The sequence below is a fragment of the Microbispora sp. ATCC PTA-5024 genome, assembly GCF_000511135.2.
Classification (GTDB): domain Bacteria; phylum Actinomycetota; class Actinomycetes; order Streptosporangiales; family Streptosporangiaceae; genus Microbispora; species Microbispora corallina.
This window is the reverse complement of the sequence record NZ_KI866522.1, coordinates 1,401,569-1,421,583: the sequence shown is the minus strand read 5'-3', so window position 1 is coordinate 1,421,583 and position 20,015 is coordinate 1,401,569. Positions and strand designations below refer to the sequence as shown.

The window sequence follows — 20,015 nt, the reverse complement described above, 5'->3', positions numbered from 1 at the left end:
GGCGGGCCTGAGAGAGCGCTCTCTCGGGTGGCTCGCCTTATATCAAGTTGTGAAAAATGGGTTGGGATGTTTTTACCCTGTGGACCGGCCGTCGCGCCATGCCCCCGCGCCTCTTGATTTTCCGCGCCCGGATTCTGTCAAGGAGCCGCTGGACGACCGGGCCGGTCGGCGGGGGCGCTTTCCTCCGGGTCCTGCGACGAGGCGAGAGGGAGCCTCAGGACGAGGCGAGCCCCCTTGGGGGAGTCGTCCGCGTACAGCCGGCCGCCGAAGCTCTGGGCGATCTCGCGGGCGATGGACAGCCCGAGCCCGGACCCCTGGGGATCCAGACGCCGGGCGTCGTCCAGGCGGACGAGCCGTTCGAAGATCCTCTCGCGGTCGCGGGGGGCGATGCCTCCCCCGTCGTCGACCACCTCGAGGACGGCGTCGGGAGGGCGCGCGGTGACGACGACCTCGACGATCGAGGCCGCGTGCCGGTCGGCGTTCGACAGCAGGTTGCCCAGGAGCCGGGCGATTCGAACGGGGCAGGCGCGCACCGTCACCCCGGGGTCGACCCGGGGGCCGACACGGGCGGTCAGGGGCTGGCGCTGCAGCTCGTCGAGCACCAGACGGCCCAGATCGAACGGCTCGCAGGCGCCGGGGATCGCGGTCTCCAGGCGCGCGAGCTCCAGCATGTCGGCCACGATCGCGTTGAGCCGCTCCGCGTCCCGCACCAGCCGGCGCAGGCTCTGCCGCAGGTCGGCGCCCGAATCCGAGAGTGCGACGTCCAGTTTGGCGAGGAGCCCGGCGATCGGGTTGCGCAGGTCGTGGGAGAGGTCGAAGACGAGCCGCCGCTGACGTTCGACGGCCTCGTGCAGCGCCGAGGTGGTCTCGCACTGCTTCCGGTAGGCGCGCTCGAGGCGGCCGTTGAGGTCCTGGAGATCGCGGGCGCGGGCGTAGACGTCGGTCTCCATCTCCTCCAGCCTGGCCCGCAGGCCGCCCACCCCGTGCTCGCCGCACAGTCTCAGCTGCCGGAGGAAGTCGGTGATGTCCTCGCCCTGGAGGATGAGGAGCTTCACCTCGCCGTCCTGGCCGAGGACGGGAACGGTGACACCGCTGAGGTACCGCTCCTCGAACTCCCCGGGGTGGCCGGGCGTCTCGATGTCGTACCTCTGCACCGGCGTCCTCACCTGCTCGCCGGTCGCCAGCGCCCGTGCCAGCGACTCCCGGGTGAGCTCGTCGCCCCGGAGGGCCGGGGGATCGTCGGCGTCCGGATTGAACGTGAACGCGCTGAGGACGCACCTGCCGATCAGGTCCGCCTCCGTGCGCCGCGTCATCGTCAGGTAGGCCTCGTTCACCGCGACGATGACGGCGTCCGGCGTCAGCACCGCCACCGGGATCGCGAGCGCCTTGAACACCGACTCGTAGTCGACGGCTGAGGACATCACATCACCATCACGTCTCCCCGTTACTCCGACGGTACCGGTCACCACGGAAAGCGGAACGACGGGGGCCGCCCGGGAAGCCGGCCCTCCGCGCCCCTGCGGTCACAGGCACCGTGTGCGGGCGTGGGGGCCGTCCTCGCCGTCGGCGGAGACCCAGCCCTCGACCCAGACGCAGCCCGTCCCCGTGGACAGCATGTCGCCGTAGCTCCCGGGCGGTGTGTTCGCCCGCCACTCCGACGGCATGATCGCGTCGTCCACCGGCCGGTGCGCCACGAGGGTCACGGTGTACAGGCGCGGATTGCTGTAGTAGGCGGAGGCCCAGCTCGTCCCGCAGCGCTCGTTGTGCCGTAGCCGGAGCGTCCCGAACGCCGTGCCACCGGCGAGGGTGAGCGGCACCTGGTCGAGCGTGACCGTCCCCGCGTAGCAGCCCCGGGCCCGGGGATCGTCCCCGTCCATCGGCTCCGGGACGGACTCCCGCTCCCTCCTGTCGGTGACGTGCTGGGTCAGCGCCCGCCATTCTCCGCTCGCGCCGGTCGTCTCGGCGCCGGACCCTCCCGTGGCCCGGCCGGCGAGGGTCACTCCGGCGGCCGCCACCAGTGCGAGAGCGGCCCCGCCGAGGGCGAACGAGCGCCAGTCGGGCCGCCATCGGCGCGCGGAGGCCGGGGCGACCTCGCCGTGGGCGGGCCGGGCCGGGGACGCCGTCACGCGTTCGGTCTCGTCGGCCACCTCGGCGAGTGCCTGGTCCCGCAGCGGGCCGAGCGTGCCGGGGATGAGCGCGAAGTGTCGTTCGTACGCCGTGAGGACGTCCGGCGGGGGAACCCGCCTCCCGGCCTCCATGTCGGCGATGGAGCTGTGCGAACCGAAATTGAGCGCCGCCGCCAGGCCGCGCTGCGACAGTCCCCGGCGGAGCCGGAGCCGCCGCAGTTCCCGCCCGAGGGCGGCACGGGGGGCGAGGCCTTGCTGTAGATCAGGCGACGGCTGGTCCACGGCTGTCCACCTCTGGAGTGAGGGCGTCGGGGGCACTCTAACGGCTGGTCGTCATCTGGTCGACAGTTGGTCGACCGCTGGTCACAGCCTTGATCGGCGTCGTGCCGGGACCACACGATGAATGCCCCCCTCCCTCCGCCCCCCAGGGACGTCCCATGAATGTTTCCGTGCCGTCCGGCCGCTGGAGAGCCGTCCTCGGCCGTCTGCTCGTCGCCCTCCTCCTGGTGGCCGGCACCGCGGTGGGCGTCACCGCGACGGCGTCCCCCGCCTCGGCAGGCACGTGCGCGGACGGGACCGGCATCCCGATCGCGATCGACAACCCGCTCACCTCCGGCCAGTGGTGCGCCATGGGCCAGGAGGAACGCGACCTCTGCGCGAGCGACTGGACGACCTGCGGGATGGTCGCGCTCCCGGCCGAGAAGTACGCGGTGTCCGGAAGCGGCGCGATCATCGACAGGGACGGTCAGCCCGAGAGCCGCCAGGACGCCGCCCGGCACTGTCTCTGGCAGTTGATCCTCGCGACCGGGGACAGTCCCGGCTACGCGACCAGATGGGGGCTGGCGCACGAACTCGAGGATCCGGACGTCGATCCGCCGTCCCACGCCATGGACTTCCACAACAACGAGGTGGCCCGCGGCCACGCGCAGGAGGCGTGGAGCATGGCGAGTCAGATCACCGACGGCAGCGACGTGATGATCCGGATCGAGGCGGCCGCGCACGACATCTGCACCACCCTCGTGGCGAGGGCGGTGCGCGTGCGGGGGACCGGCGATGTGACGACGACCGACGGGGTCCGGGTGACCCAGCTCGGCCTGGACGACCCGTACAACGGAGGCGTGTTCGGCGACCGGCTCGTCTACCTGACGGACCCGGACCCGGGCCCGCCCTTCAGCCCGGACTGGCGGTATCCGGTGGACGACGGCACCCTCGCCCTCTTCCGCACCAACTGGGACGGCCGCGGGGGGATCGGCGGTTATCTCGGCGCGCCGACCGGGGCCGGCCGGGTGGTGATCGGCGGATCCTTCGCCGTGGAGCAGCAGGACTTCGCGGGCGGGTCGCTGGTCCGGTCGGCGTACGGCACCTTCGCGGTGCGAGGCGCAGTCCGGGACGCCTACCTGAGGGCGGGCGGCCCGGCCGGGGTGCTCGGCTATCCGCTCCACGACCAGGTGAGCGCGGAGGCCGGCAGCGGCCAGGTGTCGTACTTCACCGGTCCCGACTGCAGCATCGGCTCGCCCGGCCCCTACGGGTCCAAGGCGGCCGTCTACGTGAGCGACGCGCTCGGCGCGCACGAGATGCACGGCTGCATCTACGACGCGTACCTGCACAAGAGCGGCTTCGGCGGCCCGGGCGGCGTGTTCGGGTACCCCTACGCCGACGAGCAGGCCGCGCCGGGCGGTGGCCGGGTCAGCTACATGGACGGCTCGCCCTGCGCCGGCGGCCAGGCCGAACCCCACTCCGCGATCTACTGGAAGAGCGCCGCCTGGGGGGTGCGGGGCTGCATCTTCAGCTTCTACCGGTCCATCGGCGAAGGGGACTCGCCGCTGGGCTTCCCGACCTCCCTGGAGTACACCTCCGGCTCGGAGATCCGGCAGAACTTCGAGCACGGCTACATCTCGTGGGCGAACAACACCGCCACCCCGCACTACCAGTCGGGCACCCCGCTGGTCCTCCGCTCGGCCGCCGCCGCCAACGGCGTCAACGACGACTTCGTGTCCGCCGAACTCGGCTGGTCGGGCGACAGCTACGGGATCCTCCGCGCCCGGGCGACCAGCCCGGGGTCCTGGGAGTCGTGGTCGGAGGTGCCGCTCGGCAACGGGGAGATCGCGTTGCTGTCCAACGCGAACAACAAGTTCGTCTCGGCCGAGATCGGCTGGACCGGCGTCGACTACGGCAAGCTGCGCGCCAGGGCGGACGCCGTGGGACCGTGGGAGAGGTTCAAGAAGATCGGCAACACCGACGGCACGTACTCGCTGAAGTCCTCGGCGAACGGCCTGTACGTCACGGCCGAGCTGGGCTGGGCCGCGAACTCGGCGGGCGTCCTGCGGGCGAACTCCGGCACGATCGGGCCGTGGGAGAGGTTCACCACGAGCACGGGGCCCATGAGCGGCTGCGCCGACTACGGGGCGCTCACCACGGGGCCCGGGGCGTGCAACGGCTTCTCGACCACGGGCACGTGGTTCTCCGGCGGCGGGGTCGGGCTGCTGGGGCGGGAGACCTGGACGTACGCGAACGGGTCGGTCAGGGACTCCAGCGCCGTGTACCGCCTGAGCGGCATGGACACGACACACGCGTGGCGGATCGAGGCGTACGTCCCGAACGGCAACTCCGATGCCACCCACGCGCACTACGTGATCACCTCGCCCGGCGGCGGCACCGCCAACGGATATGTCGATCAGGAGAACTACACGAACGCCTGGGCCCCGGTCGGCGGCGTCTGCACCTCCGATGGGACGGCCACGATCACCCTCTGGGACGACGGCGGCGACTCCTACCCCCTGCAGGTCGGCGCCGACGCGGTCCGCGCGGTGCGCACGGGGACGCTCTGCGGCTGACAAGCCCGCATCCCCTCGACTGGTGCGACAGCAGGTGATCCTGGACGAAGGGGGCCGTCGCCGGCGGGCTCCGCCGGCGACGGCCCCCGGTCCTTGCACGGGTCAGAACGGCCAGGACGCGTCGCCGGCCGCCTCGACGTACGGGATGGCGGTGAACGCCCCGCCGGTGATGGCGGTGACGACGTGCTGCCGTCCGGCGACCGTCCCGGCGACCTCGCCCGCCCTGGAGGGGTGGGTCAGGATCACGACGCGGTCGTGGCCGTCGAGGTGGCGCCGGAGGGCGTGCTCCAGCCCGGTCGAGCCCCCCGGCCGTCCGAACCGCGCGACGACGTCCAGCGGTCCGTCGCCGTCCGTCACCGGCACGCGGGGGCTGCCGGCGCCGACGCTCACGAGATCGGCCGCGGCGGCGCGCAGCGCGAGGGCGGCGCCGAACACGGCGGCGGCGTCGGCCCGCGTCAGGGACCGCGCCGCCGGGCACGGGCCGGCCATCAGGTCGGACCGGTCGACGAGGACGAGGGTGCGGCCGGGAAGCTCCGGGACGTTCCCCAGCGACGACTCCAGCGCCCGGCCGAGGGGGGCCGACCAGCGCGAGTCCGGGACCGCGCGCACGGCGGCCACGATGTCGAGGGGGGTCGCGCCGGCCCTGGCGACGGAGGCCGGATCCGCCAGGTCGGCCGCGACCCACGCGGCGACCTCGGCGGAGACCCCCGCCCGGTCGAGGTCCGCCAGATGGGCGAGCCGCTCCCGGTAGGACATGGTCGGCAGGACGGCCGCCCAGGCCGCGCCCGTCATGGTCCCGAGCAGCCAGCGGCGCACGCTCGACCACGTCATGGCGGCCGAGGCGAGCCGCAGGGCGCCGTCCGGCCAGTCCAGCAGCGGGGCGCGCCTGTCGGCGGCGATCCGGAAGAGCTCCCGGCGGGCGCGCAGGAGCGTCAGGTACGGCGGGATGTCGTGCGTGAGGCCGCGCCTGCGGGCGATCGCCAGCGCGAACAGCGCCGACTGCGTCCCGTCGCGGGGAGCCGGATGGGTCAGCGCGAGCACGTCCGCGAACCGCAGGGAGGCTCCCGGGCCGTCGTAGGTGGCCACGGCCAGCTCGTCGTACAGCCGGACGACCGCGTCGGCCACGCCGCGCTTCAACGGCTGGGGGAGCGAGCGGCCGTACCGGCCGAGCCAGTAGGCCAGCAGCTCGCCGGGCTCGTCGGCCCGCCGCAGCGCGCGGTCGACGAACGACCGGGTCCGGGTCGCCCTGGCCGTGATCCGGGCGTGCGCCAGCTCGGCGACGAGCGCCGGCCGCAGGCGGGCGAGAGCCGGATGCCGGCTCATCCAGCCGGCCAGCCTGGTCGTCCACTCGTCGTCGGCGGGCGCCAGCCGTACGGCGACGTCGGCCAGACGCCGCACCAGCGTCGGGTCGCCGGCGTCGGCGAGGGCCCGTACGACGAGGAGGAACAACTCCTTCCTGTCGGCCTCGACGCGGGTGAGGACAGATGTCGTCATGGGAAGGGGACTCCGTGCTTCTGTGCGGGGGCCTCCTGAGAAAAGAAGGGCGATGGCGGCCCTGGATGCCCAGTGGATCGCACCCCGCCAGGGCCCTTTCGCGCACCAGGAGGTCGTGGTGGACGGCCGGGACCGGGCGCCACGGGAGGAGGCGTCCGCGGCTGGCCGGGACGGGGGAGCGGGTCTAGAACGCTCCGGGCCGTACGGGCACGCCGCGCAGCCGCAGCGCCGTGAGCAGGCCGGAGCAGTCGGCCGGGGTAAGGGCGTAGCTCGCCCCCCGGCGCGTGCGGACGAGGACGACATCGGCAAAGGACCCGCTCGTCGCGCACACGCGGACCGGCCGAGCCCCGCGCAGCGAACGCCGTACAGGCCGATGCCGGGCAGCAGCAGCGCCACGACCGAACCGGGAAGAAGCGGCGTCCGGGTCACCGAGACGATGTCCGGCAGCCGTATGCGGTACCGCAGGAACGGGCCGTACCCGGCGGTGAGCGTGCCCTCCGACAACGCGTACCGCATCAGCGGGAAGCTGAGCGTCAGCGCGGCGAAGAACGCGGCCGCGAGCGTGAGGGCCAGGCCGACGGCGAGGCCGGGTCCGTCGCCGGACGCGAGGTTCCTGCCCGCGGAGAACCCGAGGATCGCCGTCACCACGGCGAGCGACAGGTAACCCCGGGAGGGCCGGGGGCGGAAGAGGACGGGGGCGTCCGGCGCCACGCCCACGGGCGAGCCGTCCGCGGCGGCGCCGTCCCTCGGCGGCCGCGCCGTCTCCCGCTGGACGTCTCGCTGTGAGGGGTCTCGCGGTGAGGGGTCTCGCGGTGAGGCGTCTCGTGCGCCGTCGCGCGGGCGGCCGGGTGGGACCCGCGACGGCGCCGCAGCGGGCGCCCGGACAGGTCGTGTCATCGTCTGCTTCCTTGACTGGCCGGCGAGGTCGTCCCGCCGTGAGGAGATGGGGCCTTCCGGGACGCGGCCGCCCGGATGGGGCGGCCCCGCGCGGCGCGCGGGCGCGGCATGCCCAGCCGCGTCCTCGCCGCGGACGCGTTCACCGGAAGGCCCCTGGTCGCCGCGTCACGTCACGGTGACGGCGGCACGGGACGGGCCGGTCTCGCGCGCGGCCCGTCGCGGGACATGTCCCCAGGGAAGCCACCTAGGGGACGCGACCCCCGGCGGGCGTGAACGGGAGGGGACGGAACGCGGCACTCCGCACCAGGTCCGCCATCGTTCCCTCCTCCTCTCCGGATGCCCGGCCGATCGTCGCGACATCCACTATGTCCGGTTCTGACCCTGATGGGCAATAACCTTGACGCGTCCCTGACACCTCGGTCTGCGGTGTCGCGTAGCGCGGGGCGCGGACGGCCCCGAGGGCCGCGTACGGGCACGTCAGAGCCGTGCGCATGTCTCAGCCCGGCTACCGGCCCGACTGGCGGAGGAGCGTCGCGATGCCGTCGAGGAGACGCTGCAGCCCGAAGTCGAACAGGGCGTCGATGTCGAAGTCGTACTCGTCCGCGCTGAGGCGCTCGAACGTCGGCAGGCGGCCGCCCGCCAGCATCGCCTTGAGCGCCGGTCCCTGGGTGTCCATCCACTCTTCGGCGTTCAGCCCGGTCAGCTCCTCGGCCTCCGCCTCGAGTTCCAGGTTTACGGCCGTCCCCCGGACGTAGTTGAAGATCGTGATGTGCGTGGTCAGCATGGTCGGCAGGTCGAGGCCGTGCCCGTCGAGGGCGCTGAGCACCCATTCGGTGAACGGGAGCGCGCTCGGGACGGGCTGGGGCCGCGTCACCGACATGGCCGGCGCGAGCCACGGATGCCGGCGGTACATCGCCCACAGCGTCCGGGCGGCGATCTCGACCCGGGCCCGCCAGTCGTCCGGCGGATCCTCGGGGAGGCGCATGCGGGCGAAGACCGCCTCCATCATCTGGAGGAGAAGGTCGTCCTTGTCGGCGACGTGCCGGTACAGCGACATGGTCGCCACCCCGAGCTCGGCCGACACCCGGCGCATCGAGATCGCCGCCAGCCCCTCCACGTCGGCGATCGCCACGGCCGTCGCGACGATCCGCGCGGAGGTGAGCGGCCCGTCCGGGGCGTTCCTCCGCCCCGCGTCCCCCTGGCGTCCGCCGGACACGGTGGCCGGCGAGCCGCCCGCGTGCGGCGATGCGTCGCGTGGCGCACGGCCCTCGGTGGCGGCCGCGCCGGGCGGCGATGCGTCGCGGGGCGGGCGTTCCCCGGGGTGGGCTGCACCGGCGTGCGGGCCGGCGGTGGTCGGCGGTGCGTCGCGGGGCGGGCGTTCCCCCGCGCCGACGACCGTGCCGACGCCGGGCACCGCGCGGACGAGCCCCTCACGGCGGAGCTCGGTCAGGACCTTCGTCGCGGTCGCCATCGCGACGCCCCACAACCGCACGATCTCCCGGGTGGAGGGCACGCGGTCGCCCGGCCTCAGCTCCCCGGACTCGATCCGCCGCCGCAGGTCCGCCGCGATCTCCCGGTACCGCGTCCCGCCCGAACCGTCCACCACGCCTCCCGCACTAGTGCACCAACTGTAGCCGCCATGCTGCGCCGACGTCCGCCGTCCGGAGGCACTGCACCACGTGCACTAGTGCTCTCGTCTCGCCAACTCCGATGTTAGCGGAGATCTCCCTTCTCAGAAGGTGTGCGTACGCTGTACATTGCATCTCATGGGAAACACCGACGTGCTCATCTCCGGCGGCGGGATCGCCGGACCCGTGCTGGCGTACTGGCTACGCGCGGCCGGCTTCGCCGTGACGATCGTCGAGCGGGCGCCCGCTCCCCGGCCGGGAGGTCAGACCGTCGACCTGCGCGGCGCGGGCCGGACCGTGGTCGACCGGATGGGACTGCTGGACCGCGCGAGGGCGGTCACCGTCCACGAACGGGGGATGGCCATGGTCGACCGGGCCGGCCGGTTCAAGGCCCGGCTGCCGGCCGACAGCTTCGGCGGAGAGGGGATCGTCTCCGAGATCGAGATCCTGCGCGGGGACCTGGCCCGGCTCTTCTACGAGGCCTCCCTGCCGGACACCGAGTACCTGTTCGACGACACGATCACACGCCTCGACCAGGACGACGACGGCGTGAGCGTCACCTTCGAGAAGTCCGCCCCGCGCCGGTTCGGGCTGGTCGTCGGCGCGGACGGGCTGCACTCCGTCGTGCGCGCGCTGGCCTTCGGCCCGGAGTCGGACCTCGTCCGCCCGCTCGGCCTCTACACCACGTGGTTCACCGTCATGGAGGAGATGGACCTCGGCGGATGGGCCCAGATGTACAACGCGCCGGGCGGTCTCGTCGCCCTGGCGCGGCCCGGCCGCCTGCCGGGCGAGGTCAAGGCCGGCCTGAGCTTCAGGTCCGGTCCGATCGCGTACGACCGCCGTGACGTGGCCGCACAGAAGGACATCGTCGCCCGCCGCTTCGCGGGCGCCGGATGGGAGGTCCCCCGGCTCGTACGGGCGATGGCCGACGCGTCCGACTTCTTCTTCGAGCCGATGGGTCAGGTGCGCCTCGACCACTGGTCGCGGGGCCGGGTGGTGCTGCTCGGCGACGCCGGCTACTGCGCGACCCCGCTGACCGGACTGGGCACCAGCCTGGCGCTGGTCGGCGCGTACGTGCTGGCGGGCGAGCTCGGCACCTGCGGCGACGACCGGGCGGCCCTGCGGAACTACGACCGCATCATGCGTCCCTACGTGAGTGAGGCGCAGACCCTGCCGCCCGGAGGAGTGGGCGGCTTCGCGCCGTCGTCCGCGCTCGCGATCCGGATGCGGGCCGTCTCGATGCGCGCCATGACCCGCTGGCCGATGCGGAACATGCTGGCCGCGCAGTTCGCCAAGGCCGGGAACATCGCCCTGCCCGACTACGACCTCCCCGCGCTTCGGTAGCACCGCGCCGTCAGGTCCGCGCCGTCAGGTCCGCGCAGTTGGGTCTGCGGTCAGGTCCGTGCGGTCAGGTCCGCGCGGTCAGGTCCGCGCGGGCCTACCGCCCGCCGAGGCCGGCGTCCCTGGCCCGCGCGACCGCCGCGGCGCGATCGGACACGCCCAGCTTGGCGAAGATGTTCGACACGTGGTTGCGTACGGTCTTCTCGCTCAGGAACAGCCGCTGCGCGATGGCGTGGTTGGTGAGACCGGCGGCCAGCAGGTCGAGCACCTCCACCTCGCGGTCGGTCAGCTCGGGCAGGGGCCGCGGCCGCACGGCCGGCGCGGACAGGGCGGCCAGCACCCGGCTCCCCGTCGCCGGCCCGAACACCACCTGGCCGGACGCCACGGCCTCCAGCGAGCGCACGATGTCCGCCGGCGTCGCCTCCTTGAGCAGGTAGCCCCGCGCCCCCGCCCGTACGGCGGCGAGGATCGTCTCGTCGTCGGACAGCATGGTCAACGCCAGCACGGCCACCCCCGGGTGCCGCGCGGTGATGCGGGACGTCGCCTCGATCCCGCTGATGCCGGGCAGGTGGAGGTCCATGAGGACGACGTCCGGGGCGACCTGACCGGCGAGCTCGACGGCGTCCTCGCCGGTGCTCGCGACCCCGGCGACCTCCACCTCGGGCAGGTCGCGGAACAGGGCCACAAGCCCCTCGGCGAACACGGGGTGGTCCTCGACCACCAGGACCCGGATCACGGGACCGCCAGCGGAAGCCGTACGACGAGGTGCGTGCCCGTCCCGGCGTCGTCGAGCAGTTCGAAGCTGCCGTTGAGCTCCTCCGAGCGCCGCCGCATGGAGGCGAGGCCGAACCCGTGCCGTGAGGGGGAGCCGACGCCGACGCCGTCGTCGTCGACCCTCAGCTCCAGGACGCACGGCTCGGGGGCGTCGCCGGTCCGCAGGCTGACCGTGCACCGGGAGGCCATGGCGTGCCGTACGGCGTTGGTCATGGCCTCGGCCGCGATCCGGTAGGCGGCGAGCTCGACGGGCGGAGGGAGGGCGGGCAGGTCCGGCGGCGCCTCGACCTCGACGGCGAGGTCGCCGGCGAAACCCCTGCCGAGCTCGGTCAGCGCGCCCGCGAGCCCGAGGTCGTCGAGGGGCGGGGGACGCAGGTCGTTGACGATCGCCCGGACGTTCTCGACCGTGCCGCGGATCCGGCCGGACAGCTCGCCCATCACCTGCTTCGCGCCGTCCGGGTCGGTGTCGACCAGGCGCCGGCCGCGGTCGACCTGCAGGGCGAGGGCCGCCAGGGTGGGGCCGAGGCCGTCGTGGAGCTCGTACAGCAGCCGGTCGCGCTCCTCCTGCCGGGCCGCCAGCAGCCGCCCGTGCGACCGCTCGAGGTCGGCCCCGAGCCGGTGGGCGCGCACGGCCACCGCCAGTTGCGGCGCGAGCTCCGCCAGCAGCGTCCTGTCCTTCGGGCGCAGCCGTTCCCCGACCACCAGCGTGCCGACCCGCTCGCCCTGGTGCAGCAGCGGGACGCTCTCCGCCGGCTCGTCCGCGCGGCGGGCGGTGCCCCAGGAGGCCACGACGGCGCCCGACTCCTCGACCGCCACGTAGTGGATGCGCAGCATGCGGCCGACCTCCGCCGCCATCCGCTCCAGCAGGTCGCCCGGCGCCCCGGCGTCCGACAGCCGCACGCCGAGCCGCCGCAGCGCCCGCGCCGGGTCGTCGCGGTCGCCGTACACGAGCCGGTTGGCGGCCGACGAGACCCGCGAGTAGAGGGGATGCACCGCGAGCGCCACGACCACGGCGGACGCGCCGGAGCCGACCGCGTTCCCGAGCGCCGCCACGACCAGGGCGTACGCCGCCAGCAGGGCGACGGTGACGGCGCCGAACGCGAGCGCGCGGGACAGCAGCAGGTCGAGGTTCCACAGGCGGTGCGCCACGACGGCCACCGCGACCGCCACCGGCAGCGGGATCGCGGCGAGCGCCACGATGACCGGCCCCCAGGGGACGACCAGGGCGACGCCGAGCAGGCTCACCGTGACCAGCGCGGCGGCCAGCACCCACTGCAGCCGCCTGCGCACCTCCGGGCCGGCCGACCGGTAGCGGGCGACGAGCAAGGCGACCGACGCGAGCACGGCGCCGATCGTGCAGACGGTGCCGGCGGTCCTGAGGGGCGCCGGCACCCCGGTGAGGCCGGCCAGCACGCCCGTGTAGCCGGCGGGGAAGAGCCCGGGGACGTTCTCGTAGGTCACCGGGCGCAGCATCCAGTCGAGGGTGCCGATCGCGAGGCCGGCGAGGGCCGCGGCCGGCGCGGGCCACCAGCGGCGGGAGGGGAGCCGGCCGTCCGGGAAGAGCAGCAGGAAGAACGTCGGCACCAGGAGGTAGGCGGGGACCCACAGCCAGTTGGACACCCACATCGCCCAGTCGTCGCCCGGCAGTCCTCCGGCCCCGCCGACTCCCGCGACGACACCGTCACCGGCTCCCGCGACGACAGCGCCGCCGCCGATGCCCTGGCCGGCTCCCGCGCCACCGCCGGCGCCGCCGGCGCCGTTGTTGATGCCGAGCAGGCCGTACGTCCCGAGGGCCAGCCCGAGGCCCTGGGCCACCCCGACGACCACCATCACCCAGCCGACCCGGCTGCCCGGTCGCTGGGACACCACGAACAGGCCGGGCAGGCCGAACGACAGCGCCGCGACCGCGCGGAACGCGTCGAACCGCTCCACGATCCCGGTGACGCCGAGGCGCCCGAGCCTGGGTTCGACGGCGAGCGCCCCCGCGACCAGGACGAGCAGCACGCCCGCCGCCGGGGCGGCGCGCCGGGCCGATCTGTCCATCATGGTGCGCATCCTGTCATCCGCCCGTCCCGTCGTCACGGGACGAGATGTCCCGTCGCGTGGAGGACCCGCGGCTCATGACGCCCGGCGGTCCCGCGGCCGACGCTCGGACCCACAACCGATCGTCACACCTTCTGGGAGAAGACCATGTCCGTAACCGTCGCCGCCCGCGTCCGCTCGCTCGACGCCGTCCTCGTCTCCGGCGTCGCCCTGCTGCTCGCCATGGACGTCGCCGGCGCCCTCATCAGCCTGTCCGCGGGGCTCAACGCGACCCTGCTCGACGCGCTCGGGCCGCAGGCGCGGCTGTCCGCGCCGATCCCGATGATGATCGCCCAGGTCGTCCTGGTCGTCGGCGCCACCCGGCGCCACCGCGGGGTCGCCGTCCCCGCCTCGGCCCTGCTCGCCGTCGCCGGGGTGCTCGCCTTCATGTCCGGGTTCTACGACGGCGGCTACGCCGCGGACCTCACCGGCGGCCAGCGGGCCTTCCAGATCGCCCTCGTCACGGCGCACCTGGCGGTCGGCGTCCTCGCCGGCCTCAATCTCGTACGGCTGCTGCGCCGCTGACCCCCGGGCCGGTCAGAGGGGGCGCGCATCCGCAGGCGACGGCGCACGCGGTGGCTTCGGGTCAGCCCGCCCAGGTGCCGACGGTCTCGCCGGAGGCGATCGCCGCGTCCCTGATCCGCCGGTGCACCGCCGCCGGGTCGCCCTCCGGCGTGACGGGGCCGGGCAGGGCGTACACGATGAAGTGGTAGTGGTGCGTGCCCTGCGGCGGGCAGGGGCCCGCGTACGCCGCCGTGCCGTCGCTGCCCGGCAGGACCCTGCCCGGGGCCCGGCCCTCGGCCGCGCTCGTCGCCGACGTGGGGATGCCGGTCACGATCCAGTGGATGTACGTCCCGCCGGGGGCGTCCGGGTCGTCCACCACGATCGCCAGTTCCCGGGCGGAGCCAGGGACGCCGCTCCAGCTGAGCGGCGGAGACACGTCCCGGCCGCCCTGCCGGGCGCACGCGTACGTGCGGGGGATCGCGGCGCCCTCGGCGAACGCGGTGCTGCTCACCTGGAGGGCCGACGGGGACGGGGCGCCCTCGGCCGAGCAGCCGGAAAGGACGGCCGCCGTCAGGACGCCGCCCGCCAGCCCGATCCTGCCGATCTCCATTCGCCCAGGATAGGCGGGACATACGTCATCGGGCGTACACCGGCCGCCAACCAGGGGCAGATGGACGGCGCCGGCGTGACGGGGAGCATGGCCACCATGCTGTCTCCACGTACCCGCCGCGCCCTCACGGTCGTCCACATCGTCGCCGGAGTTGCCGTCATCGGAGACGTCTGGGGACTCGCGCTGATGCACATGGCGGCGTCGGCGTCGGGCTCGCTCCCCGTCGGCAGGGCGGCGTTCAGGTTCACCTCGCTGATGGTGTCCGCCGGGGGTGTGCCGCTCAGCCTGATCTCCCTCGTGACGGGCCTGGTCCTCGCGATCCTCGGCGGCTGGGGACTCCGGCGGCCCTGGGTGCTGCTCAAGCTCTGCATCCAGCTCGCGATCATCGCGACGGGGGCGCTGTTCATCGGGCCCGTCCTCAGACAGGCGCCCGGGGCGGCGGATCTCACGCAGAGCCACCGCACCCTCGTCATGCTGATGGCCGTGCAGGGGTCCCTGCTCCTGGTCGCGACCGTCCTGGCCGTCTACAAGCCGGGCGGCCGGAGGCGCCCGCCGAGGACGGCGGCCGATCCGGCCTGACCTACGAAGTACGGGCGACTTGTCGCGATCTTCAGGGAGTGCTTTCTCGACGTTGGCCGCCGTGTCAGACGCGGTCAGTAGGTGTGGCATCGCCGCGAAAGGACCGCGGTGCGTCACACACGGAGGACACCCTCATGCGAATCACCCGATTGCTCACCGCCTCGGCGGCCGCCGTCGCCACGGCGACGGCGGCTCTGGCGGCCACGGTGCCGGCCCCCGGGGCCGCGCTCGCCGCGTCGTCAACCGCCCAGGCCACGTTCGGCCAGGCCGGCTCTGGTCAGGCTGGTGGGGAGCAGGCCGGCCACGGCCGGGACATCCAGGTCCGCCGCGGTCATCCCGACGTACGGGTGCCGGTCGTGGTGAAGGGGGGCGGCGAGGCGCTCGTCGACCTCGACGCCGCAGCCCCGGGAACGGACTGGGCCGCGAAGGGCGGCGAGTCGGCCGTCGTGTCGATCTACGTCGACGAGCGTTACGCCACCGACCTCGTCGTGTCCGGCGACCAGCCGCTGCACCGGCAGCTCGCCCTCGGCGAGCTCCGCGCGGGACCCCACACGCTGCGCCTGCGCTTCGCCGCCGAGCGTTCGGCGTCCGGGAGCGGGTCCGTGCGGCTCGACGACGTGACGGTGACGACGTACCGGCCGGGCACCGCCGACTACCTCGCGCTTCGCTTCGCCCCGATCGTCTACGGCCGCAACCTCGCCGAACTCGGCAGCCCGTACCAGAACGCCACGACCGACACCCCGCTCATCGCCTGGCACGAGACCGCGCCGGGTTCGGCGCCGGGCCGCACCAAGCTCACGTACTCCCTCATCTGGAGCAACGAGGACGGCGGCACCAACACCCCCGCCCTGATGGCGCGCTGGGGCCGCACCACCGACATCGAGTGGATCTACGACGTCGAGGTCGACGAGCACGGCCGGCGGGTCCCCGGCAGCGACACCTACCAGGCCGCCAACCACCAGACGTTGCACTTCTCCGGGACGTACGAGGGCGACCACGCGCTGCTGGAGACCTGCACGAGCAACAACAACATGTGCGACAAGGTGGACGACCCGATGCGGTTCTTCCTGTCGGCCCTGCAGACCCGGCCGGCCGGTCAGGCCCGTGAGGCCGTGATGGACGCCAACCCCTGGACGTACCAGATCATGGCCAAGGAGATGCTCCGCGAGGGCAAGATCGAGGCGCCCTCGGCCACGACGCCGGCCACGCCGGAGGTGAGCGACCAGCGCGACTACCTGTACGCCGTGGTCACGAAGACGACCGACCGGGCCAACAACGGGTCGTCGTGGGTCGGCGTCTCGCTCGGCGTCCGCCTGAAGAACGGCGACACCGTCTACGTGTCGAACCACGTCGATCCCACGTGGTCGATCCAGCGCGACGACCCGGCCGCGACCACCGTGGAGCTCCCGCCCGGCACGACGGCCGGCGACATCGCCGAGATCACCGCGAACCGGGTGGCGGTCGGCACGGACACCGGCGCCGTCGTCCACGTCACCGGCATCACGCGCGGGTTCCTCCTCGGGCAGGACTACCGGCCGCAGCAGTCCTTCCTCACGTGGAGCGGCGACGTCGCCCTCGACGCCGCCACCCCCACGGCGGTCGTCTGGCGTCGCTGACGACCGCGCACCGGCAGGGGAGGAGCGGGCCGGTGGGCCCGCCCGGCGGCTCCGGCCACGCCGTCCTCGTCCGGGCCGGTCCCGCCGCAGCGTGAGCGGCAGGCAGCAGGCCTGCCCGGCGGCTCCGCCCCTCCCCGGCCGGTGTCGGCACCGGCCGGGTTGCCGGTTACTCCGTGCCGTCGTCAGTGTCCGCCGCCGGGGCTGCCGGTGGGGCCGCCCGCGCCTCCCCAGCCGCCGGAACCGCCCTGGCCTCCGTGGCCGCCAGAGCCGCCCTGGCCGCCGCCCTGTCCGCCCCAGCCGCCGGAGCCGCCACTGCCGCCGCCGCCCGGGTTGCCGGTGCCGCCGCCGGGAGCGCCGGAACCGCCCGCACCACCGGAACCGCCGGGCAGGCCGCCCGTGCCCCCGGCTCCGCCACCGGCGCCGCCCGTACCTCCGGCTCCGCCACCGGTGCCCCCGGCTCCGCCGCCGGCTCCGCCCGTACCTCCGGCACCGCCCGCGCCGCCGGCTCCACCGCCAGTGCCCCCGGCGCCCCCGGCGCCGCCGCCTGTACCGCCGGAGCCGCCCGGGCTGCCGGGATTGCCGGAGCCGCCGTGACCGCCCCAGCCGCCGCCGTTGCCGCCCTGGCCCGGGCCGCCCTGGTGACCGTGGCCGCCCCAGCCGCCGGGACCGTCGTGGTCACCGCGGTCCCGGTGGTCGCCGCGGCCGTTGCCGCCCCAGCCACCCCGGTCGTCGTGGTCGCGGGAGCCGCCCCGGCCGTCCCAGCCTCCGCGGCCGTCCCAGCCGCCGTGCCCGTCGTGGTCGTGGTCACCGGGACGGCCGGGACCCCGGTGGTCGTCCCGATCGCCGTGCCCGTCCCAGCCGCCGTGGCCGCCGTTGTTCCAGCCGCCGTGGTCGTCCCGGCCCGGCCGCGGGTCACCCCAGTTGCGGCCCCATCCCTGCCCGAAGTGCCGCCCGTCGAGGCCGAACCAGCGGCCCGGCAGGCCGACGGGCTGGTGGCGCCAGGAGCCGGGCAGCGGGAAGGCGCGGCCGTTGATCAGGTACACCGGAGTGCTGAACTGGGGCTCGCACGTGGGCGAGATGTAGATGCCGCCGTTCACCACCCACTGGCAGCTCGGGAGGATGTAGACGCGGCCTTCCCAGATGTACTCGTGGACCCGCTGGCCGCTGTCGTAGTCGGCCAGGGCGTACCACCGGCCCGGCAGCCCCGGGCTGAAGGGCTGGAGGCGCCAGTCGCCCGGCAGCGGGAAGACCCGGCCGTTGACGACGTAGACCGGGGTCCGGTAGCGCGGTCCGCACGAGGGGTCGATGTAGACGCCGTCGTTGACGACGTACTGGCAGCCCGGCAGCTGGTAGATCCGGCCGCCGATGAAGATCTGGTGAGGGTCGTCCCCGAGCGGGTCGATCGGCAGCACGATGGGACGGCCGTGCCGCGACGGCGCCGCCAGGACGCTCGGGCCCTGGGGAGCCTTCGGAAGCGCCACCTCGCGGATGTGCACGCCGGGCATGGCCTGGGGCACGGGCGTCGCGGCGCTGGTGGCGGGCATGTGCCAGGCGATCGGCGCGGCCAGCGCGGCCACGGCCAGGAAGCCCGTGGCGAGAACTCTCTTCGTCAACAGACGGTTCCTTTCGGATTCACCCTGAAGGGCCCGGCGTTCTTCCGCTGCGGACGTCACTCCGCCCGACGCATGCCGGGCCCCCGAATTTGGGCCTAGTGCTCGGAATTTCCTAGAACGGGACGTGGATCGGTTCGCATGGAGACCTGCCAAGACGTACCTCCCGGTTGCGCCTCCGCCGACGATTCGCCGTCGTCAGATTTCGCTGACAGTTCGGCGTGTGGACAGTATGACGGGCCGGGGAATGTACGTGAGGGATATCGCCAACTTTTTGTTCGACGCGTCGTTCCGCGCCTATTGGCATTCCGCTGAAAATACGGAAAGAAGGATAATTGTCCGGCTAATGCGAAAACCCCCATTTGTGCGGAACGGTGCCGATCATCCGGCGTTCGGCACCCAGGACGTCACCACGTCACCACGCCGGCCGCGGCGCCGATCGTGCCCCGTCTCCTCATCGGCGCCTCTGAGCAGCGGGAACGCCGTCACACCTTCGTAAGGAGCGGTGAACGACGCCCGGTATAGCGTCGCGACGTGATCGAGCGTTGCGACCTGGACATCCCGGCGGACCTCCTCCCGCTCAGCGCAGTGAGCCCGGTCGAGGACCGCCGCGGCCTCCTGTCCACAGGGCACGGACACGAGGCGGGACACCGGTGACCCGCCCGGACCTGAGAGGCCTGAACGACCGCGCGGAGGCGGTGGTGCGGGGCGTCGGCGGGCGTTTCCGCAGCGGGCTGCACTCCGAGCGCGTCGCCGCCCGGCTCGGCCTGTGGCTCGGAGGCATGTTCACGGTCGCCTTCGTCACCGGCCTGATCAGCCATTTCATGCAGCATCCCCCGTCGTGGCTGCTCTGGCCGTCCCGGCCGGTCAACCTGTACCGGGTCACGCAGGGCCTGCACGTCATCGGCGGGCTGGCGACGATCCCACTGCTGCTCGCCAAGCTCTGGACCGTGTACCCCCGGCTGTTCCAGTGGCCGCCGTTCCGGTCGGCGTCCCACGCGGTCGAGCGCGCGCTCGTGCTCGTCCTCGTCGGCGGGGCGCTGTTCCAGCTCTTCACCGGGCTGCTCAACATCTCCTACGCCTATCTGTGGCCCTTCTCCTTCACCGTCGCCCACTACTGGACGGCGTACCTCGTCTACGGCGCGCTGCTGATCCACGTGGTCAACGAGTGGGCGAAGGTCCGCGCGGCGCTGCGGACGCGGGACGAGGTGGACCCCGAGGCCACGGGCAGGCGGCGGTTCCTCGGCACGGTGGCCGCCGCCTCGGGGCTCACCGTGCTGTTCACGGTGGGGGAGACCTACGCGCCGCTCGCCCGGCTGGCCCTGCTCGCCCCGCGCGACCCGCGCATCGGCCCGCAGGGCCTCCCGGTCAATAAGAGCGCGGCCGCTGCCGGGGTGGCCGCGCTCATCGGCGACCCCGGCTACCGGCTGACGGTGACCGGCGCGGTCCGCGCCGAGCTGTCCCTGACCTACGCCGACCTGGTACGGCTGCCGCAGCACACCGTGAGGCTGCCGATCTCCTGTGTGGAGGGGTGGAGCGCCGAGGCCGAGTGGACCGGTGTGCGCCTGAGCGAACTGCTCGCCCGGGCCGGCGCGGCCGCGGACGCCGTGGTCACGGTCGAGTCGCTGGAACGGGGCGGGGCCTACCGGTCCAGCGAGGTCCGGCCGCCGCACTGGCACGACCCGCTCACGCTGCTGGCCCTGCGGGTGAACGGCTCACCGCTCGCCGCCGACCACGGCTTCCCGGTCCGGCTCATCGCCCCGGATCGGCCCGGGGTGCTCCAGACGAAGTGGGTGACGAGGGTGGTGGTGTCGTGACCGGGACGGGTGCGGGACGGGATCCGGCCGGGGCCGCTCCCTCCCGGGAAGGGGATGCTCCCTCCCGGGAAGGGGCCGCTCCTTCACGGCAGAGGGCCGCTCA

The 20,015-nt window shown here is 73.9% G+C and carries 16 protein-coding genes; 8 read left to right on the top strand and 8 right to left on the bottom strand.

The features are described 5' to 3' along the window. Positions 1 to 137: 137 nt before the first annotated feature. Together MPTA5024_RS06390 and MPTA5024_RS06385 are read right to left on the bottom strand one after the other, a co-directional pair. Positions 138 to 1,421 (bottom strand): sensor histidine kinase, encoded by a 1,284-nt coding sequence (locus MPTA5024_RS06390; RefSeq protein WP_157099309.1) that lies wholly within the window; start codon positions 1,419 to 1,421, stop codon positions 138 to 140. Between the two features lie 102 nt (positions 1,422 to 1,523). Then, a complete protein-coding gene (locus MPTA5024_RS06385) occupies positions 1,524 to 2,408 on the bottom strand; it encodes a helix-turn-helix domain-containing protein (RefSeq protein ID WP_036320732.1) in 885 nt (294 codons plus the stop codon). A gap of 155 nt (positions 2,409 to 2,563) precedes the next feature. Between MPTA5024_RS06385 and MPTA5024_RS06380 the strand changes: the two genes are divergently transcribed. Next, positions 2,564 to 4,960: a DUF6973 domain-containing protein gene (locus MPTA5024_RS06380; RefSeq protein WP_157099308.1), complete on the top strand. Its 2,397-nt coding sequence runs from the start codon at positions 2,564 to 2,566 to the stop codon at positions 4,958 to 4,960. 102 nt (positions 4,961 to 5,062) lie between these two features. Here the strand turns inward: MPTA5024_RS06380 and MPTA5024_RS06375 are convergent, their stop codons facing one another. Beyond that, positions 5,063 to 6,454, bottom strand: coding sequence for a hypothetical protein (locus MPTA5024_RS06375; RefSeq protein ID WP_051457764.1), 1,392 nt, complete (start codon positions 6,452 to 6,454; stop codon positions 5,063 to 5,065). A gap of 436 nt (positions 6,455 to 6,890) precedes the next feature. On the opposite strand from MPTA5024_RS06375, the gene MPTA5024_RS06370 reads away from it, so the two are divergent. After that, positions 6,891 to 7,118, top strand: a complete 228-nt coding sequence (locus tag MPTA5024_RS06370) for a hypothetical protein (protein WP_198166971.1) — start codon at positions 6,891 to 6,893, stop codon at positions 7,116 to 7,118. A gap of 738 nt (positions 7,119 to 7,856) precedes the next feature. Here the strand turns inward: MPTA5024_RS06370 and MPTA5024_RS06365 are convergent. Continuing rightward, complete coding sequence (locus tag MPTA5024_RS06365; protein WP_036320724.1) at positions 7,857 to 8,954, bottom strand: TetR/AcrR family transcriptional regulator C-terminal domain-containing protein; 1,098 nt, start codon at positions 8,952 to 8,954, stop codon at positions 7,857 to 7,859. A gap of 163 nt (positions 8,955 to 9,117) precedes the next feature. Here MPTA5024_RS06365 and MPTA5024_RS06360 point away from each other — a divergent pair, with 163 nt between their 5' ends. Next, on the top strand, positions 9,118 to 10,323 hold the full coding sequence (locus MPTA5024_RS06360) for an FAD-dependent monooxygenase (protein ID WP_036320721.1): 1,206 nt from the start codon (positions 9,118 to 9,120) through the stop codon (positions 10,321 to 10,323). Positions 10,324 to 10,417: 94 nt separating this feature from the next. Here the strand turns inward: MPTA5024_RS06360 and MPTA5024_RS06355 are convergent, their stop codons facing one another. Then, positions 10,418 to 11,056, bottom strand: a complete 639-nt coding sequence (locus MPTA5024_RS06355) for a response regulator (protein WP_198166970.1) — start codon at positions 11,054 to 11,056, stop codon at positions 10,418 to 10,420. After that, positions 11,053 to 13,140 (bottom strand): sensor histidine kinase, encoded by a 2,088-nt coding sequence (locus MPTA5024_RS06350; RefSeq protein WP_055725760.1) that lies wholly within the window; start codon positions 13,138 to 13,140, stop codon positions 11,053 to 11,055. Before MPTA5024_RS06350 ends, MPTA5024_RS06355 begins: the two co-directional genes overlap by 4 nt. Before the next feature lie 144 nt (positions 13,141 to 13,284). On the opposite strand from MPTA5024_RS06350, the gene MPTA5024_RS06345 reads away from it, so the two are divergent. Continuing rightward, a complete protein-coding gene (locus tag MPTA5024_RS06345) occupies positions 13,285 to 13,701 on the top strand; it encodes a hypothetical protein (RefSeq protein WP_036320715.1) in 417 nt (138 codons plus the stop codon). 61 nt (positions 13,702 to 13,762) lie between these two features. On the opposite strand, the gene MPTA5024_RS06340 is transcribed toward MPTA5024_RS06345, so the two are convergent. Then, positions 13,763 to 14,290 (bottom strand): YbhB/YbcL family Raf kinase inhibitor-like protein, encoded by a 528-nt coding sequence (locus tag MPTA5024_RS06340; protein WP_036320713.1) that lies wholly within the window; start codon positions 14,288 to 14,290, stop codon positions 13,763 to 13,765. A 96-nt stretch (positions 14,291 to 14,386) separates the two neighbouring features. Between MPTA5024_RS06340 and MPTA5024_RS06335 the strand changes: the two genes are divergently transcribed. Both MPTA5024_RS06335 and MPTA5024_RS06330 read left to right on the top strand, forming a co-directional pair. Then, complete coding sequence (locus tag MPTA5024_RS06335) at positions 14,387 to 14,869, top strand: DUF2269 family protein (protein ID WP_198166969.1); 483 nt, start codon at positions 14,387 to 14,389, stop codon at positions 14,867 to 14,869. Between the two features lie 134 nt (positions 14,870 to 15,003). Further along, entirely contained in the window at positions 15,004 to 16,485 is a 1,482-nt protein-coding gene (locus MPTA5024_RS06330; protein ID WP_051457762.1) for a hypothetical protein, read from the top strand. 182 nt (positions 16,486 to 16,667) lie between these two features. On the opposite strand, the gene MPTA5024_RS40635 is transcribed toward MPTA5024_RS06330, so the two are convergent. Then, the gene (locus tag MPTA5024_RS40635; RefSeq protein WP_051457761.1) at positions 16,668 to 18,098 is read right to left on the bottom strand and encodes a hypothetical protein; all 1,431 of its coding nucleotides are present in this window, start codon (positions 18,096 to 18,098) and stop codon (positions 16,668 to 16,670) included. Between the two features lie 531 nt (positions 18,099 to 18,629). Between MPTA5024_RS40635 and MPTA5024_RS44170 the strand changes: the two genes are divergently transcribed. Then, positions 18,630 to 18,752 carry a hypothetical protein gene (locus MPTA5024_RS44170; RefSeq protein ID WP_269750549.1) on the top strand — a complete coding sequence of 41 codons (123 nt, stop codon included), beginning with the start codon at positions 18,630 to 18,632 and terminating at the stop codon, positions 18,750 to 18,752. Beyond that, positions 18,749 to 19,912, top strand: coding sequence for a molybdopterin-dependent oxidoreductase (locus MPTA5024_RS06320; RefSeq protein WP_232326239.1), 1,164 nt, complete (start codon positions 18,749 to 18,751; stop codon positions 19,910 to 19,912). The genes MPTA5024_RS44170 and MPTA5024_RS06320 overlap by 4 nt, the downstream gene beginning before the upstream one ends. Positions 19,913 to 20,015 lie beyond the last annotated feature (103 nt).

What these genes read in the sequence shown, in the direction of transcription:
- MPTA5024_RS06335 (WP_198166969.1), top strand. Translation starts at nt 14,387, where the DNA reads ATGCTGTCTCCACGTACCCGCCGCGCCCTCACGGTCGTCCACATCGTC.
- MPTA5024_RS06345 (WP_036320715.1), top strand. Translation starts at nt 13,285, where the DNA reads ATGTCCGTAACCGTCGCCGCCCGCGTCCGCTCGCTCGACGCCGTCCTC.
- MPTA5024_RS06350 (WP_055725760.1), bottom strand. Translation starts at nt 13,140, where the DNA reads ATGATGGACAGATCGGCCCGGCGCGCCGCCCCGGCGGCGGGCGTGCTG.
- MPTA5024_RS06375 (WP_051457764.1), bottom strand. Translation starts at nt 6,454, where the DNA reads ATGACGACATCTGTCCTCACCCGCGTCGAGGCCGACAGGAAGGAGTTG.
- MPTA5024_RS06360 (WP_036320721.1), top strand. Translation starts at nt 9,118, where the DNA reads ATGGGAAACACCGACGTGCTCATCTCCGGCGGCGGGATCGCCGGACCC.
- MPTA5024_RS06340 (WP_036320713.1), bottom strand. Translation starts at nt 14,290, where the DNA reads ATGGAGATCGGCAGGATCGGGCTGGCGGGCGGCGTCCTGACGGCGGCC.
- MPTA5024_RS06330 (WP_051457762.1), top strand. Translation starts at nt 15,004, where the DNA reads ATGCGAATCACCCGATTGCTCACCGCCTCGGCGGCCGCCGTCGCCACG.
- MPTA5024_RS06370 (WP_198166971.1), top strand. Translation starts at nt 6,891, where the DNA reads ATGTCCGGCAGCCGTATGCGGTACCGCAGGAACGGGCCGTACCCGGCG.
- MPTA5024_RS06380 (WP_157099308.1), top strand. Translation starts at nt 2,564, where the DNA reads ATGAATGTTTCCGTGCCGTCCGGCCGCTGGAGAGCCGTCCTCGGCCGT.
- MPTA5024_RS06390 (WP_157099309.1), bottom strand. Translation starts at nt 1,421, where the DNA reads ATGTCCTCAGCCGTCGACTACGAGTCGGTGTTCAAGGCGCTCGCGATC.